This is a genomic window from Collinsella sp. AM33-4BH, from assembly GCF_003469205.1.
In the GTDB taxonomy this organism is placed as follows: Bacteria; Actinomycetota; Coriobacteriia; order Coriobacteriales; family Coriobacteriaceae; genus Collinsella.
The window spans coordinates 3,964-21,374 of the sequence record NZ_QSIN01000006.1 but is presented as its reverse complement, the minus strand read 5'-3'; the positions used below and the strand labels follow the sequence as shown (position 1 = coordinate 21,374).

At 59.2% G+C, this 17,411-nt stretch carries 10 protein-coding genes and 2 rRNA genes (1 of these 12 running past the window's edge); 3 read left to right on the top strand and 9 right to left on the bottom strand.

Features of this window, described 5'->3' with window-relative positions; all coding sequences use genetic code 11:
- Window positions 1-147 precede the first annotated feature (147 nt).
- The 4 genes from uvrC to uvrA all read right to left on the bottom strand — a co-directional run bounded on the left by uvrC (window position 148) and on the right by uvrA (window position 7,915).
- Window positions 148-2,088 carry an excinuclease ABC subunit UvrC gene (uvrC, locus tag DW821_RS05610; protein ID WP_370221206.1) on the bottom strand — a complete coding sequence of 647 codons (1,941 nt, stop codon included), beginning with the start codon at window positions 2,086-2,088 and terminating at the stop codon, window positions 148-150.
- A 6-nt stretch (window positions 2,089-2,094) separates the two neighbouring features.
- Window positions 2,095-4,398 (bottom strand): murein biosynthesis integral membrane protein MurJ, encoded by a 2,304-nt coding sequence (locus DW821_RS05605; protein WP_233553008.1) that lies wholly within the window; start codon window positions 4,396-4,398, stop codon window positions 2,095-2,097.
- 3 nt (window positions 4,399-4,401) lie between these two features.
- Window positions 4,402-4,902 (bottom strand): Cys-tRNA(Pro) deacylase, encoded by a 501-nt coding sequence (ybaK, locus tag DW821_RS05600; RefSeq protein ID WP_118066008.1) that lies wholly within the window; start codon window positions 4,900-4,902, stop codon window positions 4,402-4,404.
- Window positions 4,903-5,035: 133 nt separating this feature from the next.
- Window positions 5,036-7,915 (bottom strand): excinuclease ABC subunit UvrA, encoded by a 2,880-nt coding sequence (gene uvrA, locus DW821_RS05595; protein WP_118066006.1) that lies wholly within the window; start codon window positions 7,913-7,915, stop codon window positions 5,036-5,038.
- 261 nt (window positions 7,916-8,176) lie between these two features.
- Here uvrA and DW821_RS05590 point away from each other — a divergent pair, with 261 nt between their 5' ends.
- The 3 genes from DW821_RS05590 to DW821_RS05580 all read left to right on the top strand — a co-directional run bounded on the left by DW821_RS05590 (window position 8,177) and on the right by DW821_RS05580 (window position 11,999).
- The gene (locus DW821_RS05590) at window positions 8,177-9,007 is read left to right on the top strand and encodes an Mrp/NBP35 family ATP-binding protein (RefSeq protein ID WP_118066004.1); all 831 of its coding nucleotides are present in this window, start codon (window positions 8,177-8,179) and stop codon (window positions 9,005-9,007) included.
- A complete protein-coding gene (locus tag DW821_RS05585) occupies window positions 9,008-10,279 on the top strand; it encodes an NAD(P)/FAD-dependent oxidoreductase (protein WP_118066002.1) in 1,272 nt (423 codons plus the stop codon).
- 79 nt (window positions 10,280-10,358) lie between these two features.
- Window positions 10,359-11,999 (top strand): NAD(P)/FAD-dependent oxidoreductase, encoded by a 1,641-nt coding sequence (locus tag DW821_RS05580; protein ID WP_118066000.1) that lies wholly within the window; start codon window positions 10,359-10,361, stop codon window positions 11,997-11,999.
- A gap of 51 nt (window positions 12,000-12,050) precedes the next feature.
- Here the strand turns inward: DW821_RS05580 and uvrB are convergent, their stop codons facing one another.
- From uvrB to DW821_RS05555, 5 genes are all read right to left on the bottom strand, one after another.
- Window positions 12,051-14,291 carry an excinuclease ABC subunit UvrB gene (gene uvrB / locus DW821_RS05575; RefSeq protein WP_118065998.1) on the bottom strand — a complete coding sequence of 747 codons (2,241 nt, stop codon included), beginning with the start codon at window positions 14,289-14,291 and terminating at the stop codon, window positions 12,051-12,053.
- Window positions 14,292-14,342: 51 nt separating this feature from the next.
- Window positions 14,343-14,924 (bottom strand): lytic transglycosylase domain-containing protein, encoded by a 582-nt coding sequence (locus DW821_RS05570; RefSeq protein ID WP_055251807.1) that lies wholly within the window; start codon window positions 14,922-14,924, stop codon window positions 14,343-14,345.
- Complete coding sequence (coaE, locus tag DW821_RS05565) at window positions 14,917-15,558, bottom strand: dephospho-CoA kinase (RefSeq protein ID WP_118065996.1); 642 nt, start codon at window positions 15,556-15,558, stop codon at window positions 14,917-14,919. Before coaE ends, DW821_RS05570 begins: the two co-directional genes overlap by 8 nt.
- A 193-nt stretch (window positions 15,559-15,751) precedes the next feature.
- Window positions 15,752-15,867, bottom strand: a 5S ribosomal RNA gene (gene rrf / locus DW821_RS05560).
- A 148-nt stretch (window positions 15,868-16,015) separates the two neighbouring features.
- Window positions 16,016-17,411 (bottom strand): 23S ribosomal RNA (locus DW821_RS05555); it runs 1,632 nt beyond the window's last position.

Genomic DNA, 17,411 nt, shown 5'->3' with positions numbered 1-17,411 from the left:
CTTCGTCAACCCGCAGGATAGCAGTGTTATTCACCATGTCGAGTCAAACGTTTTAGCGTTAATAAAACCCGAAATCGGCAGGTAATCGCCGCGAAACAAATGATTGAAAATCGGCCAATCATGTATATCAGTTGTTTAGAAGCGCGTTTAGCTTTCGGAACGGTTGGCCGATGCCTGGGCGCGCTCGGCATTCCATGCAACAAGTGCCTCGTGGACCGCTTTGGCGACATCGGCCGGAACGCCTCGAACTTCTGCAATCTCCTGCTCGCTGGCCGCGCGCAAACGCTTCATCGAGCCAAAATGGCGCATAATTGCACGTTTTCTGGTGGGCCCCACGCCTGGAACGTCGTCAAGCACCGAAACCGTCATAGCCTTATCGCGCAACTCGCGGTGGAACGTAATCGCAAATCGGTGGGATTCATCGCGAACCTGCTTGATCAGATAAAGCGAAGCGGAGCCGGTCGGCAGCACGACGGGAGTCTCGTCCCACGGCACGAAAACCTCCTCATCGGCCTTTGCCAAGCCACAAACTGGTATATCGAGGCCGAGTGCCTCAAGTTGCTTAATTGCAGCGGTCAATTGCGGCTTGCCGCCATCAACAACGAGCAAATCGGGGCGCGAGCCAAAGCGCTCGTCCGCCATGCGTTCGGGAGCATAACGACGCCCCAGAACCTCGGACATCGACACGAAGTCGTTCGCCTCGTCCAATTCGGCCTGAATTTTAAAGCGACGATACTGGCCCTTGTCGGCACGGCCGTTGGTAAATACCACCATCGAAGCGACGGTAAAGGTACCGTGCAACGTCGAGATATCGAAGCACTCGATGCGCAACGGCGGCGCAGGCAGCGCCAGAGCACTTTCGAGCTCCAGAAGCGCCTGATTGGTGCGATCGTCAGCATACCCCGTGCGCATCATGTAGCGCATGAGGGCATGACGCGCATTTTTGGAAGCCATATCGAGCAGGCGGTGCTTTTCGCCGCGCTGCGGCCTATGGAGATGGCAAGAGCGCTCGCGCTTGCCCGCAAGCCACTCCCCCAACGCTTCGGCATCCTCAAGCTCGACAGAGAGATTGATCTCGGCTGGAATATCAGCCGTCTCGTCGTAATAGCGCTTAAGAAAGCCCGATTGAAGCTCTTCCTCGTCGACGTCCAGGCCTTTATCGAGGATGAACTCACAAGTTCGAACCGTTCGGCCCTCACGAACGACAAAGACACAGGCGGCAGAGATAGTCTCTTCGCGATAGAAGCCGATGACGTCGATATCGACGCTTGATGGAAAAACGACCTGTTGGCGATCGTCCAGACCCCTAATGACTTCCAGGCGACGCTTGACGCGCGCCGCACGCTCAAAATCGAGTGTCTCGGCTGCCTCCGTCATCTCGGACGTAAGCTCGTCGACGACATCCTTGCGATGACCCGACAAGAAACGTTCGACACGCTTGACGTTCTTGGCATAGTCGGCAGGGGAAATCGCGCCGACGCATGCGCCCGGCCCGCGCCCGACATGGTAGTCAAAGCAGGGACGCCCGTTTTGCGCGCAAATCATATTGACGATGTCTTCTTCGCCCTTATGAGATTCGACGATGCGGCGGCAGCGGCGCCATTCCGCACAGGATGCCGAGCAAATAGGAATAACCTTGCGTAGCGTATCGATGGTCTCACGCGCCGCGCGGCTATCGGTATAGGGGCCAAAATAGCGCGTTCCCGGTTTATGACGCTCTCGCGTGTATTTGATTGCCGGAAACAAATCGCCCTTGGTGATGGCGATAAAGGGATAGCTTTTATCGTCTTTGAGATCGACGTTAAAGTACGGATGGTACTGGCCAATCAGATTGCGCTCGAGCACCAATGCCTCGTGCTCGGTCTCCACCACGATATAGTCAAAGCTCGCCACCAGCTGCATCATGAGCGGGATCTTTTGGCGCTCGTCCTGCAGCGTCACGTATTGACGCATACGGGCACGCAAATTTTTTGCCTTGCCCACATAGATGACATCGCCCTTGGCATCTTTCCAAAGGTAGCAGCCGGGTTGCGTGGGAACGCGCGAAACCTGTTCGGCAAGTGTTGGAATGTTTTCGTGACCTGCCACGCGCACCTACTTGCGACGAAGCAGCGCCGAGACCTCGGGCATCTTAAAGACGAAGGCAAGGCCAAAAGTTACAGCGAGCGAGACGACGCCTGCAACACAAACGTAGCCCAGGGTAATTAGGATCGAGCTGCCAAGCACTCCGACAAAGTGCTCGAGTGCCCACATGACGCCGGCGCCCGCGGCAGCACCCAAGACACCGAACAATAGGCCGAAGAAACCGCCGTGCAGGATAGACTTGACCTGAAGGCCATGCAGGCGACGGCGCAGCCACCACAGTGAGCATCCGACCAAGACAACGTAGTCAACGACGTACGAAAGCGCAATTGCCGGCATACCGTAGCCCAGCACCACGCCAAACAGCAGCACCGAACCGGCCTGACCGATAGCGGAGTACAGGCAATAGCGGCTATAAGGTTTCATATCGAGCAGGGCCGAGAAGCTCTTCTGCATCAGCACGACCACGCCGTAGAGCGGCAAGGAAAGTGCCAGATAGATAAGGAACTCCGACACCAGCGCCACGCCGGATTCATCGAACTTGCCGGCGCAGTAGATCATGTTGAGCGGACGGGCGAAGACGATCAGATACAGTGCAAACGGAATCAGGAAGAAGAGCATCTGGGCGACACCGCGCGAAATGCCCGTGCGGACGCTGTCGTAATCCTTCTCCTGTGCGTCGTGAGAGAGCTCGGTATAGAGCGCCGTCGAAAGCGAGGCGGCAATCAGCGCGTAGGGCAGCGTGTACCACAGGCGCGCATAGGCGATGACGGAAGGGCCGGTCTCGGGCTGCACCACCAGCGCGGCGGCATTGGTAATGGAGGTCGAGACAAACATGCATACCGTGGCGAGCAGCGTCGGGATACCAAGCGCAATCGTCTGTCGCAGCGCGGGGTCCTTAAAGTCGATATGGATATGAGGATGCACGCCATGCTTGCCAAGCGCGGGAATCTGGCAGGCCATCTGGACAAAGACGCCGAGGGTCGTGCCAGCTGCGATCAAGATAATACCGGCCTGCTCGCCAAATTGTGCAGACACGGGAGCAAAGCCCATAAAGCTGGCGATGACGATGACATTGTTGAGAACCGGGGCAAACGTCGACCAGAAGTAGTCGCGGTGTGCGTTGAGAACGCCCGAGAACACCGAGCCCAAGCCATAAAACAGAATTTGGATAGCAAAGAAGCGGAACATGAACGCAGCGGTATCCATGCTGCCGCCATTGCCCGAAAGGAACGACTGCGTCCAAATAAAGCCGGGAGCAAACACGGTGCCCAGCAGCGAGATGCCGCCCAGCAGCAGAAGCAGAATACCGAGCAGGTTGCCGACATACTCGTTCGATGCCTCGCGGCCCTGCTCGCGCCTCACGCCCATATACACCGGCAAAAACGCCGTAACGAGCATGCCGCCCATCACGAGCTCGTAGAGCATGTTGGGCAGGTTGTTGGCAACCTGATAGGAGGACGAGAGCAGCGACATGCCGATGGCGGCCGCCATGGCCCACGTGCGGATAAACCCGGTGACGCGCGACACGATGGTCAGCACGGTCATGAGGCCAGCAGAACGACCAACCGTGGAGTAGTCCGACGAACCCATATCGTCTACGTCGTCCTGAGAGTCCTCATGAACCTCATCTTGTGGCAGCAAATCGTCCACGAGGGCAAAGGAGCCGGTCATAGCAAAGGGATCGTCAACCAAAACGGCGTCATCAGCAGGTGCGGCGTCATCGCTGTTCGGCATGTTGTTACCGGATACGGCATCATCATCGAATATGGCGTGGTCGCCAAACACCGTGTCAACTTCTTTGGCGGCGACGGTTCGGGCAGAAAACGACAGAGGATCCCAGTCGTCATCACCGTCGATGGCCACGCCCTCGATGGGATCGGTCGAACCAAGCGGCGACCATTCGTCATCCGAAAGAAGCGGTTCGCCATCATCATGAGCCGCGGGTTTGGCGGAACGAGCGGCAGGAGCGCTCTGCGGCGTGCTCTTTCCCTGGGCCGCCATCAAAAACACCGCCGTCTCATCGGGACGCGGCGCACGAGGAGCCTCAGAGGCGGTCGGCATCACGCTGGCGCTCGATTGAGCGGCGGCCAAAAAGACAGCCGTCTCATCGGGACGAGCCGAAGAAAGAACCGTACGGGGAAGCGCCGTGCCGGCACCGGCGGCACGCAAGTACACGGCCGTCTCGCCCGGGTCAGCGGCAGCAGACCAGGCGTTTCGAATCTCGCTATCGATCGAAGCGGCCTCGGGCGCGGGCGCCTGAGGAGCCGACCCTTTTGCAAAGTGAGCGCCGGACTTTGGTTCTTCCTGCGGCATCGCTCAGTCCTCTCTCGTGATCGGGGCAACCGTCGCCCCGCAAAATGCAACTAAGTCATCGGGAGCAAGCTCAAGCTGATAGCCGCGCTTGCCACCCGAGATAAAAATGGTATCCCAAAGGACGCATGTCTCATCGATCAGCGTCCGGAAGCGTTTTTTCATACCGACCGGGCTGCAACCGCCGCGGACATACCCCGTCGCGGCAAGCAAATCTTTGACATGCATCATGGTCAGCGACTTTTCGCCTGCGGCGCGCGCGGCGGCCTTGAGGTCGAGCTCGTCGGCAACAGGAATGCAGCACACGACATGGTCGTTGGACGGCGTCGTGCAGACCAGGGTCTTAAATCCCTGACCGGGCTCCTCGCCAAGCTGCTCGGAAATCGCGACGCCCAGACCTGACGATTCATCGCCACCGTCTTCGTACGTATGGAGAACATAGGAGATGCCGGCGCTTTCCAGCTCGCGCATCGCATTGGTTTTTGGCGTCTTAACAGCCTTTGCCATGGCACATCCTTTCCCTCGCAGAGCGACATAAAGATTAAGTATAGGGCCAATTCCGCCGCATATGCCATCTCGACACACAGAAGCGCCACCGAATCAGAAGGAATCGGTGGCGCGTCGGTACTACAACGTCTCTTTACTGCGCGTCGAGCTGCGCCTGACGCTCACAGTCACGCTTGAGCAGCGGCGCCAAGAACTTGCCCGTGTAGCTCTGCGAACATGCCGCGACCTGCTCCGGCGTGCCTGAGACCACGACGGTTCCGCCGCCGTTGCCGCCCTCGGGGCCCATATCGATCAGGCGGTCGGCAACCTTGATGACATCAAGGTTGTGCTCGATCACCAGAACCGTGTTGCCCGCATCGACCAGGCGCTGCAACACGTCGAGCAGCTGGCGAACATCCTCAAAATGAAGGCCGGTTGTGGGCTCGTCCAAAATGTAGAACGTCTTGCCTGTCTGACGACGATGGAGCTCCTTGGCGAGCTTCACGCGCTGCGCCTCGCCGCCCGAAAGCGTCGTAGCGGGCTGGCCCAAGCTCACGTAGCCCAGACCCACGTCATATAGGGTCTGCAGTTTGCGCTTAATCTGCGGGATATTCCCAAAGAAAGCCAGCGCTTCGGCGACACTCATGTCGAGCACGTCCGAGATTGTCTTGCCGCGGTAGGTAACCTCGAGTGTCTCGCGGTTATAACGCTTGCCGCCACATACCTCACAGGGGACATAGATATCGGGAAGGAAGTGCATCTCGATCTTGATCTGACCATCGCCCTTGCACGCCTCGCAGCGACCGCCGCTTACGTTAAAGGAGAAACGTCCCGGCGAGTAGCCGCGCGCTTTCGACTCCGGCGTGCTTGCAAATAGCGCACGCAGATCATCCCACAGGCCAATATAGGTCGCAGGGTTCGAACGCGGTGTGCGACCGATCGGTGACTGGTCGATATCGATTACCTTATCGATGCACTCGATGCCCTCAATCTTCTTGTACGGCCCCACGGGACGCGTCGAACGATGAATGGCATTCGTAAGAGCGGGCGCAATCGTATCGGTGACCAGGGAGCTCTTGCCCGATCCCGAAACACCGGTAACGACCGTGAGCGTACCGAACTTAATCTTGGCGGTAACGTTTTTGAGGTTGTTGGCGCGGGCACCCGTGATCTTAAGACAGCCACGGCCGGGCTTGCGGCGCTCATCGGGCACGCGGATCATCCGCTTGCCGGTCAAATAGGCACCCGTCATGGAATCGGGGCACGCCATGATATCGGCAGGCGTTCCCGCGGCGACCACGTGTCCACCGTTAACGCCCGCACCGGGACCCATATCGATCACGTAGTCGGCAGCGCGAATTGTATCTTCGTCGTGCTCGACGACGATAACGGTATTACCGATATCGCGCAAGCGCTCGAGCGTCTTGATCAGGCGCTCGTTATCGCGTTGGTGAAGGCCGATCGACGGCTCGTCCAGAATGTACAGAACGCCCATGAGGCCGGCGCCGATCTGCGTTGCCAGGCGAATGCGCTGGGCCTCACCGCCGGAAAGCGTCGCCGAGGCACGATCGAGCGTCAGATAGTCGAGTCCGACGTCGACCAGAAAACGCAGGCGCTCCAGGATCTCCTTGACGATGCGCCCGCCGATAAACCGCTGACGCTCGGTAAGCTCCAGGCCCTCAAAAAACTCGAGCGACTCGCGACACGACAGGCAGCAGACATCGTAAATGGACTTGCCGCCTACGGTGACGGCAAGCATCTCGGGACGCAGGCGAGCACCGTGACAGCTCGAGCATGGCTCTTCGCGAATGTATTTCTCCAAGCGAGCCTTGGTGTTCTCGTTCGTCGTCTCGCTGTAGCGCTCGTACAGGATGTTGCGCACACCCGAGAACTTAGTGTCCCACTGGCTGCGACGCCCATCGAGCTTTTGATAGTCGACCGAAATCTTCGTGTCGCCCATGCCATCCAAAAACGCACGACGCACCCGCGGGGGCAGGTCCTCCCATGGCGTATCGGCACTCACCTTAAAGTGTTTGCAGACCGCAGCAAAAATCTGCGGATAATAGTTGGAGTTGCCGAACAGGCTGCCAAAGACTCCGTCGGCAATCGACTTTGAGGGGTCTTCAATCAGCGCCTCGGCATCGACTGTCTTTTTAAAGCCCAGGCCATCGCACTCGGGACATGCACCATAGGGCGCGTTGAACGAGAAATCGCGCGGCTGCAGGTCGTCGATGGAATGCCCGTGCTCCGGGCACGCCAGTGCCAGCGAATACTCCAGCAGCTCGCCCTCGGTTCCCTCGGGAGCGTCGCGGTCGGGCAGCATGTACACGTTCACGTTACCGTGCGCCAGTGCCGTCGCCTGCTCAACGGACTCGGCGATGCGACCCAGGGAGTTCTGTCGAATCACGATACGGTCGACCACGACCTCAATGTCGTGTTTGAACTTCTTGTCCAGGTCGATAGGGTCGTCAAGCGAGCGCACCTCGCCGTCGACGCGCACGCGGCTAAAGCCCTCCGCACGCAGGTCCTCAAACAGCTTGGCATATTCGCCTTTGCGTCCACGAACCACTGGCGCCAACACAAACGCGCGACGGCCCTCCCCCGCCGCCAGCACCTTATCGGCGACCTGATCGGTCGTCTGACGTTCAATGACACGACCGCACTCAGGACAGTGCGGCGTTCCCACGCGAGCAAACAGCAGGCGCAGATAGTCGTAAATCTCGGTTACGGTGCCCACCGTGGAGCGTGGGTTTTTGGACGTCGTCTTCTGATCGATCGACACAGCCGGCGACAGGCCGTCAATCGAGTCCAGATCGGGCTTGTCCATCTGGCCCAAAAACTGACGCGCATAGCTCGAAAGGCTCTCGACGTAACGGCGCTGGCCCTCGGCATAGATGGTATCGAACGCCAGCGAGCTCTTGCCCGATCCGGAAAGACCGGTTATGACCACGAGCTGGTCACGCGGAATGGAAACATCGATATCGCGCAGGTTATGCTCGCGCGCGCCGCGAATAACGATAGAAGAATCAGACATGGAAGCTCCTTGCCTCCTACAACTTCAAATCACACTGACGATGAGTTTAGCGCACTCGACGCGCACAGATGTTCGTAATACAAGATTCGCAGACCTTTTGCGTTGCCTGACGCCGCAGACTGCACGCTCGGAACGTACTTTCGAATACCGTCGATCACCTACCACGCATCATGAATGACTCCCGCTCGCAAACGAGGGTACAATGACGCTCGTGTCACATCGTGGGATCCTGGTCCCAATATCATTCATAAGGAGTCTTACATGGGTTGCGAGCACGCACAGGCAGCCGGCGGGCAAACGTCGCCGTCGCAATTTGAGGAGAATACGCTGTCCGAGGTCAAGCGCGTTATCGCCGTGCTTTCCGGTAAGGGCGGCGTCGGCAAGTCATTCGTCACCGGCGCCATCGCCACCGAGCTTGCCCGCCGCGGCAACAAAGTCGGCATCCTCGATGCCGATATTACCGGCCCCTCTATCCCTAAGATGTTCGGCATGAGCGGACGTCACGTCCATGCCCTCGGCAACCTTATGCTGCCCGAAATCTCCGAGCACGGCGTTAAGGTTATGAGCTCTAACCTGCTGCTCCAAAACGAAACCGACCCCGTCCTCTGGCGCGGTCCGGTTATCGCGGGTGCCATCAGGCAGTTCTGGAGCGAAACCTCATGGGGCCCCATCGACTACCTGCTAGTCGACATGCCTCCGGGAACGGGCGACGTCGCCCTCACGGTCTTCCAGTCGCTGCCCGTCGATGGCATCGTCATCGTCACGAGCCCGCAAGACTTGGTCTCGATGATCGTCGCCAAGGCGGTCAACATGGCCGAGAAGATGAACGTCCCCATTCTGGGAATCGTCGAAAACATGAGCTATATCGAGTGCCCCGATTGCGGCAAGAAGATCGAAGTCTTTGGCAAGAGCAAGCTCCCCGAGGTCGCCGAGCGTTACAACCTCGACATCTTGGGTCAGCTTCCCATCAATCCGTCACTCGCCGAGGCTTGCGATAAGGGCGAGGTTGAGACCGCACTGCCCGCACACATGCTGCCCCAGGCCGTCTCTGCCGTCGAGGCCATTGCCCCGCACGAGACCGCCGAGGCCTAAGTGAACGCGAGCGCCTTCTATGACGTCCTGGTAATCGGCGGCGGGGCCTCGGGTCTCGCCGCCGCCGTTACGGCCGCACGCGCAGGCAAAAGCGCCTGCATCGTTGAGCGCGATGTTGCCTGCGGCCTTAAACTTCTTGCGACCGGCAACGGCCGCTGCAACCTTTCCAACGAATCAATTGATTTCCAGCGGTACAACCACCCCGCATTCGTCGAATCCGTCATGGGTCCCCAGCCTGAGCAAGAGCTCGGCAGTTTCTTCTCCTCGCTGGGCATCATGACGACCTCCGAGGAGGGCCGGCTGTATCCGCGCTCCCTTCGTGCCGAATCGGTGCGCGATGCGCTTCTCAACGCTTGTAATCGTCTGGGTATCACCTTGGTATGTGGAGCAAACGTTGCCTCGGCATTCAAAGCCCCCGAGGGCTGGGCACTCCAAATAGACCGTCCCGCGCGAGCACTCAAGGCAAAAAAGCACGATGACCGAAAATCGGAACTCCGCTCGCTTCGGAAGGCGCTCGCCGACACCCCTCGCAAGAACGAGACGCTGCAGGCAAAGGCCGTAATTATCGCTACGGGCGGCAACCCTGCCGACATCGCGAAGACGTTCAATCTTCCCCTCACACCGCAGCACCCCGTCCTCTGCCCTGTGTCGGCATCGGTCTTCGGCGACCAGACTGCGCTCAAGACACTGGATGGCCTGCGCGTCCGCGCCCGTTTGACGCTCACCCGCAATCACGAGGAGCTCTGGCGCGAAGACGGCGAAGTGCTCTTCCGAACCTTTGGCATCTCGGGCGTTGCCGCCTTTAATCTCTCCCGTCGCGTCCAGCGTGGCGACACGATTCTGCTCGACGTTTTCCCCGACCTCTCCAAAGACGAGTTGCTCGATATGCTCAACCAGCGAGTTGAGTTGCTCGGCGGCTTTTCGCCCCGCGACCCCCGCTGGCTCGACGGTATGCTCGCCCCGCAGTTCTCTCGCGTTGTCTGCACCGCATTCGAACAGTGCCACCCCGGGTCGCACGACGCCATCCATCTGGTCTCAATCCTCGAGCACTTTAAGCTGCTCGTCGAGGGAACGACAGAGGAGCGTTCGGCCCAGGTCACGCGCGGCGGCGTGCCCATCGAGAGCGTCTCAGCTCCCAACCTCTGCGTGAGCAACGCGGCAGGCACCCCACTTTACATCTGTGGCGAGGCGCTCGACATCGATGCCGATTGCGGCGGTTTCAACCTTGCGTGGGCTTGGATCTCGGGTATTCGCGCTGCAAGCAGCCTATAGCCGCGCAGTCTATAATCAAAACGCATTCGGGCCGTCTGGGACACCGGACGGCCTCTTTCTTGCATCTAAGGAGACCTCGATGATCGAAATCACCCAAGTCACTGCGTCGCTCGATGAAGCCGGCGATGAAAAAGCTTGCCTTATCGTTGGCAAGCGAGTCGTCAAACGCGTCCTGCGCTGCAAAGACTCCGAGATCAAGTCCATCGAGCTCCACCGCAAGTCCATCGATGCCCGCAAAAAAAGAGACGTTCATTTTATCCTGAGCTTTCGTGTTGAGCTGACGAGCCCAGACATCGAGCAGACAGTGCTCGACAGCGTTGCTGTGCGCGACCGCTCACACGTGCGCACGATAGAAGACAATAAGCCTTCATTCCCCTCCCCCGTTTCCGGCGCGCCCAAAGAGCGCCCCGTCGTCGTCGGCGCCGGATGCGCTGGCCTTTTCGCCGCACTTACCCTCGCCGAAGCAGGTCTGAAGCCCTTGCTTATCGAACGGGGCGACCCAGCGCTTCGCCGCTCGCAGGCAATCGACCTCTTTCTGAAGGAGCGCGCCCTCGACCCCGAGAGCAATATCCAGTTTGGCTTGGGCGGTGCGGGGACTTTCTCGGATGGCAAGCTCAATACGGGAACCAAAAATCCCGCCCATCGCCTTATCCTGGACACCTTCGTCGAAGCTGGTGCACCCCGAGACATTCTATGGGATGCCAAGCCGCACATTGGCTCCGACATCCTTCCCACTGTTGTCACCAATATTTCCCAGCGCATCGAACGGCTCGGAGGTGTCGTCCGCTATCGAACAAAGCTCGTTGACATTCGCGCCGACGCGTCCGGCGCCATCACCGGCATCGATGTCCAGGCGTCTCAACATGCCGCGACTGAGCAAATCGCCACGAAGCACCTTATCCTTGCCTGCGGCCATTCCGCCCGCGACGTATTCGAGCTCCTCAAGGACCATGGCGTAGCCCTCGCGCAAAAAACCTTTGCCATGGGCGTACGCATCGAGCACCCACAGCTCGATATCGATCGCGCTCAATATGGCCCTTCGGCGGGACATCCCGCCCTCGGAGCAGCCCCCTACAAGCTTGTCGCCCATCTCCCCAACGGGCGCAGCGTGTTCTCGTTTTGCATGTGCCCCGGCGGGCAGGTTGTCGCCGCCTCTTCCGAGCCGGGCCACCTGTGCGTCAACGGGGCCAGCCTCAATGCCCGTAACGGACGCAACGCAAATGCCGCCCTGCTCGTTAACGTCACGCCCGACGACCTTCCCAGCGATGACCCTCTCGCGGGCATTGAACTCCAATGCGCTTGCGAGCAGGCTGCCTACCGCCTGGGCGGCTCTAACTGGAATGCACCGGCACAGCTCGTCGGCGATTTCCTTGCAAAACGTCCCAGCACGGCATGTGGAAAGGTTAAGCCCACCTATCCGCTCGGTGTGACTTGGACAGCAATTGACGAGGCGCTACCGCAGCATATCGTCGAGTCGCTTCGCCTGGGAATTCCCCTGCTCGGAAAAAGGCTACGGGGCTACGACCGTCCCGATGCCGTGCTTACCGGCGTGGAGACGCGTTCGAGCTCCCCGATCACCGTCACCCGAGATCGCGCGTGTCACGCCGTGGCGACTCCAGGCCTCTACCCTTGCGGCGAGGGAGCAGGATATGCCGGCGGCATCATGAGCGCCGCCACTGATGGTATCCGTTGCGCCGAAGCCCTGATTGCAGACCTCTAGCACACTAAAGACACAGACCCCGAGCTCAACGAGAAGCGCGGGGCCTGTACCCTATTTCTTAAATCGCGCGCCCTGGCGTTTTCTGCCCGAAGCGAACGTGGAACCCTTGCGGGCCTGCGAGCGCAGGCGCTCAATCGTTTCGTCCTCGGACGCGCCCTCAAGCATCGCCCGAATCTGAACGACGGCATCACGCAGGCGCGCCGCCTCCTCAAAGTCCATGGCGGCGGAGGCATTACGCATATCTTCCTCCATGGTCTCGACGATCCGCACCAGCTCGTCATGCGGCAGCCCTTCCAGCTGCTCGGCAAGCGTCTGTTCAGGCGTCACCGTCTCTGGCACCTCGCCCTCGCCGTTTTCATCGGGTGTATAGAACGCACCATGGCCCAGAGAGTCGCCCTTCGAGCGTCCCTTGGACCCCACGGTCTTTTCGGCCTCGGCAATAAAGCTCGAAATGTCGTTGATGGCCTTGCGCACCGTCTTGGGCACAATGCCGTGTTCTTCGTTGTAGGCCATCTGGATCTCACGACGGCGCTGCGTCTCCTCGATGGCTTCTTTCATCGAATCGGTCACGACGTCGGCGTACATGATGACTTCGCCGTCGGCATTGCGGGCCGCACGGCCAATCGTCTGAATCAGCGAACGGCGGTTACGCAAGAAACCTTCCTTATCGGCGTCGAGAATTGCCACCAGCGAGACCTCAGGAAGGTCTAGACCCTCGCGAAGCAGGTTGATGCCAACCAAAACGTCGATCTTGCCCTCGCGCAACGTTCGCAGAATCTCGACACGGTCCATCGTCGCCGTGTCGGAGTGCATGTAGTTGACCTTAATGCCGGCGTCGAGCAGGTGATCGGTCAGATCCTCGGCCATGCGCTTGGTGAGCGTGGTCACCAGCACGCGCTCCTTGCGGGCCACGCGCTCGCGAATCTCGTCCTCAAGATCGTCAATCTGGCCTCGGACCGGACGAACGTCGATCTTGGGATCGAGCAGGCCGGTCGGACGAATGATCTGTTCAACGTCATTTTGGCTCACACGCAGCTCATAGTCACCCGGCGTGGCCGAAACGTAGATGAACTGGGGAATCCTCGCCTCAAACTCATCGAAACGAAGTGGGCGGTTATCGAGCGCCGAGGGCAGGCGAAAACCATGCTCCACCAGGGTCACCTTACGCGAACGGTCACCTTCGTGCATGCCGCGAATCTGCGGCACCGTCACATGGCTCTCGTCGATGATGCAAAGCATGTCCTTGGGAAAGTAGTCGATCAGGGTAAACGGCGGCTCGCCCGGCTTACGTCCATCCAGATGGCGCGAGTAGTTCTCGATGCCGTTGCAAAAGCCCATCGTCTCGAGCATTTCGAGATCATAATCGGTCCGCTGCTGCAGGCGCTGTGCCTCGAGCAACTTGTCGGTCGCTTTGAGCTCCGCCACGCGCTTTTCGCATTCTTCGCTGATCGATTTCAGGGCCGCCTTCACCTTTGGCTTCTCGGTCACGTAGTGCGAAGCCGGCCACACGGGAATCGCTTCGTACTCACGCAACATCTCACCGGTAACCTCATCGATCTCGGCAATCAGCTCAACCTCGTCGCCAAAGAACTCAAACCGCAACGGATGCTCGGCATAGGGCGGATACACGTCGACGACATCTCCGCGCACGCGAAAGGTACCGCGCGCCAAATCATAGTCATTGCGATCATATTGAATGTCGATGAGCGCATGGATAAAGTCATCGCGCTCGAGCGGCACCTTCTTATCGACGTTCGGCGCCAAACCCGCATAGTCCTCAGGAGAACCGATGCCATAGATGCACGAGACCGATGCGACGACAATCACGTCCCGTCGAGAAAGCAGCGATGCCGTCGCCTGATGGCGCAACATCTCGACCTCTTCGTTAATCGACGAGTCTTTCTCGATATACGTATCACTCTGCGGTACATATGCCTCGGGTTGATAATAGTCGTAGTACGAGACGAAGTAGACCACAGCGTTGTTGGGAAAGAATTCTTTGAGCTCGCTCGCAAGCTGTGCGGCGAGGGTTTTGTTGGGGGCCATGACCAGCGTTGGCTTACCGAGAGCTTCGATGGTCTTGGCCATGGTAAAGGTCTTGCCCGAACCGGTCACGCCAAGCAAAACCTGATAGCGGTCTCCGTCCCTCACACCCTTCACAAGCGACTCAATGGCCTTCGGCTGGGAACCTGCAGGCTCATAGGGAGACACGACCTTAAACGGCACATCAGAGCCCTCAACGCCAAAACGTTTGAGCTCTCCGCCAACACGCTCAACTTCAAAATCCGCCATGGATACTCCTAACTCATACATCTGCAGTATACGCAGGCGGCAGGCATAGTCCTATACGAACCGATCGGGATAGAGGGTCTTGTAGCGAACCCAGGCATTATTGACACGAATCAGATACGCCTGCGTCTCGGGAAAGGTGATTGCATTATGAAGCGAGGTGCTCTGCTGCGCCCATCCGTCGACATTGCCCATGCCGGCGTTATAGGCGGCAATGGCACTGTCAGTCGACCCGTTAAAATACGTTAGAAGATACGAAAGATACGCACAGCCAAACTCGATGTTCGTAGCCGGATCGTTAAGGTTGTCGGCCGAGTACTCGCCACCATCGACAAGACCCTTGGCAATCATATCCTGGGCAGTCTCGGGCATCAGCTGCATCAACCCCCGAGCGCCTTGATTCGACTCAGCCTCGGGATCCCAATTCGATTCCGACTTTATGACAGCACACACCAGATATGGATCAAGATTGTGCGAAATGCTCGATTGCTTTACATACGCCTCGTAGTCAATTGGATACAAAGGCTTAAAGAAGGCGGCAGGAGCATACGAGTAGACGAGCGAAATAAGGCCGAAGACGAACACAACGGCAAGTGGCGCCACGCGATACCACGTAAAGAAACGTGTCTTAGGCATCGGCCTCCTCCTTATCCGTTACATCCACGAAGCCATGGCGCGCAAGCCATGCATCCAGTTGTTCAAAGAGCGAATTATCGCCTGCCGCATTATCGATTACCGTCGTAGCGAGATGGCAAAGCGAAGCCTCATCAGGTTGGCATGCAGAGCGAGCATCAAAATCAGAGGACTCCATACCACGATGAATGGCACGCACGCGACGAACTGCCAAAGGGGCACTGATAACCAGAATTTCATCAGCCAGGCCAAAAGCATCCTCAAACCCAGTCGGGGCAGAAACCTCGACAACCGCAAAGGGATAACGGGGGGACGAAACCGTGCAGCAAACCGGATCAAGAATCCTCAGTGACAGCTGTTCGATGAGAACCGGATGAACGATGCCGTTGAGCCGCGCAACTGTATCAGGAGAGGCGAAAGCTCGAGCAGCGAGGACATCGCGGCGAATGCCGCCCTCCCCGTCTAGAATGTCCCAACCGAATTCTTCAGCGAGGGCATTGACGATATCGGAGTCTGGCACATACAGCGATTTGGCAAGCTCGTCCAGATCGATAAGCATGGCGCCATGAGATTCGAGATAGCGGCAGGCAGTCGACTTACCCGAAGCAATATTGCCCAAGACAAATACGGTAAACATCAAGCCCTCCCTAACGCCAATGGGAGTTATTATCGCGCAAATACAAAAGAAGGACTCAAAATACAGCCAAACAGTAAGACAAGCTAAACGAAGGCGAGTTCTTGTATTACAGCTCTCTATCAAACGCAAAAAAGGGGGAGGCCTCGCGGCCTCCCCCTTCTTCAAGTCTTGCGACGGCTCGGTGCCGTCCACCGGTCAGCGGCGCCCTGGCCTCCCACGGGCTGGCCCCGCAGTACTCTCGGCGCGATGGGGCTTAGCTTCCGGGTTCGGAACGGGACCGGGCGTGCCCCCCATGCTCTGGCCGCTGACCGGTGGGCGGCGCCCACCGTTACGGTGTCCGGTATCGCATACACGTGCCCTGGGGGCCGCATGGCGCATAGGGGAGATCTGACTCGGGGGCATCCTCGTGCCCGGACCGCGCTTTCGAGCGCGAAGTCCCGCGGGCCGCGAGGTGCGGTTCCGGAAGAGCTCGGGCGATTAGTGCGGCTCGGCTGAGGCTGTCGCCAGCCTTGCACCTGCCGTCTATCGACCAGGTAGTCTACCTGGGCCCTTACCGGAAGGAGAACTAATCCCTGGAACGGCTTCCCGCTTAGATGCCTTCAGCGGTTATCCGCGCCGCACGCGGCTACCCGGCCGTGCCGTTGGTCGACAACCGGTTCACCGGAGGTGCGTCCACCCCGGTCCTCTCGTACTGGGGGCAGCCTCCATCGATTCTCCTGCGCCCACGGAGGATAGGGACCGAACTGTCTCACGACGTTCTGAACCCAGCTCGCGTACCGCTTTAAACGGCGAACAGCCGTACCCTTGGGACCTGCTCCAGCCCCAGGATGCGATGAGCCGACATCGAGGTGCCAAACCTTGCCGTCGATGTGGACTCTTGGGCAAGATCAGCCTGTTATCCCCGGAGTACCTTTTATCCGTTGAGCGACGGCCCACCCACTCGGGGCCGCCGGATCACTAGAGCCTGCTTTCGCACCTGCTCGGCTTGTGGGCCTCGCAGTCAAGCCCGCTTGTACTCTTGCATTCAAAAGGACGGTTGCCGACCGTCCCGAGCGGACCTTCGCGCGCCTCCGTTACCCTTTAGGAGGCGACCGCCCCAGTCAAACTGCCCGCCTGGCACGGTCCCCGAGCCGGTCGACGGCCTCGGGTTAGGACGCCGGTCGCGCGAGGGCAGTATTCCAAGGGCGGCTCCCCGGGGGCTGGCGCCTCCGGATCGATGCCTCCTGCCTATCCTCTACACGCGGGACCAGCGGCCAATGCCAAGCTGCAGTGAAGGTTCACGGGGTCTCTCCGTCCTTCCGCGGGTAAGTCGCATCTTCACGACCAGTGCAATTTCACCGGGTCCATGGTCGAGACAGCGCCCAAGTCGTTGCGCCTTTCGTGCAGGTCGGAACTTACCCGACAAGGAATTTCGCTACCTTAGGACCGTTATAGTTACGGCCGCCGTTTACCGGGGCTTGGCTTCGGGGCTTCGCCTTGCGGCTAACTCCTCCGCGTGACCTTCCGGCACCGGGCAGGCGTCAGACCCTATACGTCGCCTTGCGGCTTCTGCAGAGTCCTGTGTTTTTGGTAAACAGTCGCTTGGGCCTCTCCACTGCGGCCCGCCTCCGCTCCCGGAGCAAGTCCGTTCACGTACGCGCGGGCACCCCTTCTCCCGAAGTTACGGGGCCATTGTGCCGAGTTCCTTGACCATGGTTGACCCGATCGCCTCGGTATGTTCTACCCACCCACCTGTGTCGGTTTGCGGTACGGGCGCGCACGCGCCTGCCTAGGGGTTTTTCTAGGGACCTCGGGCTCACTCGCTTCGCTTGATCGCTTCGTCCGGAGCCTCGCCCTCGTGCGGACCGGATTTC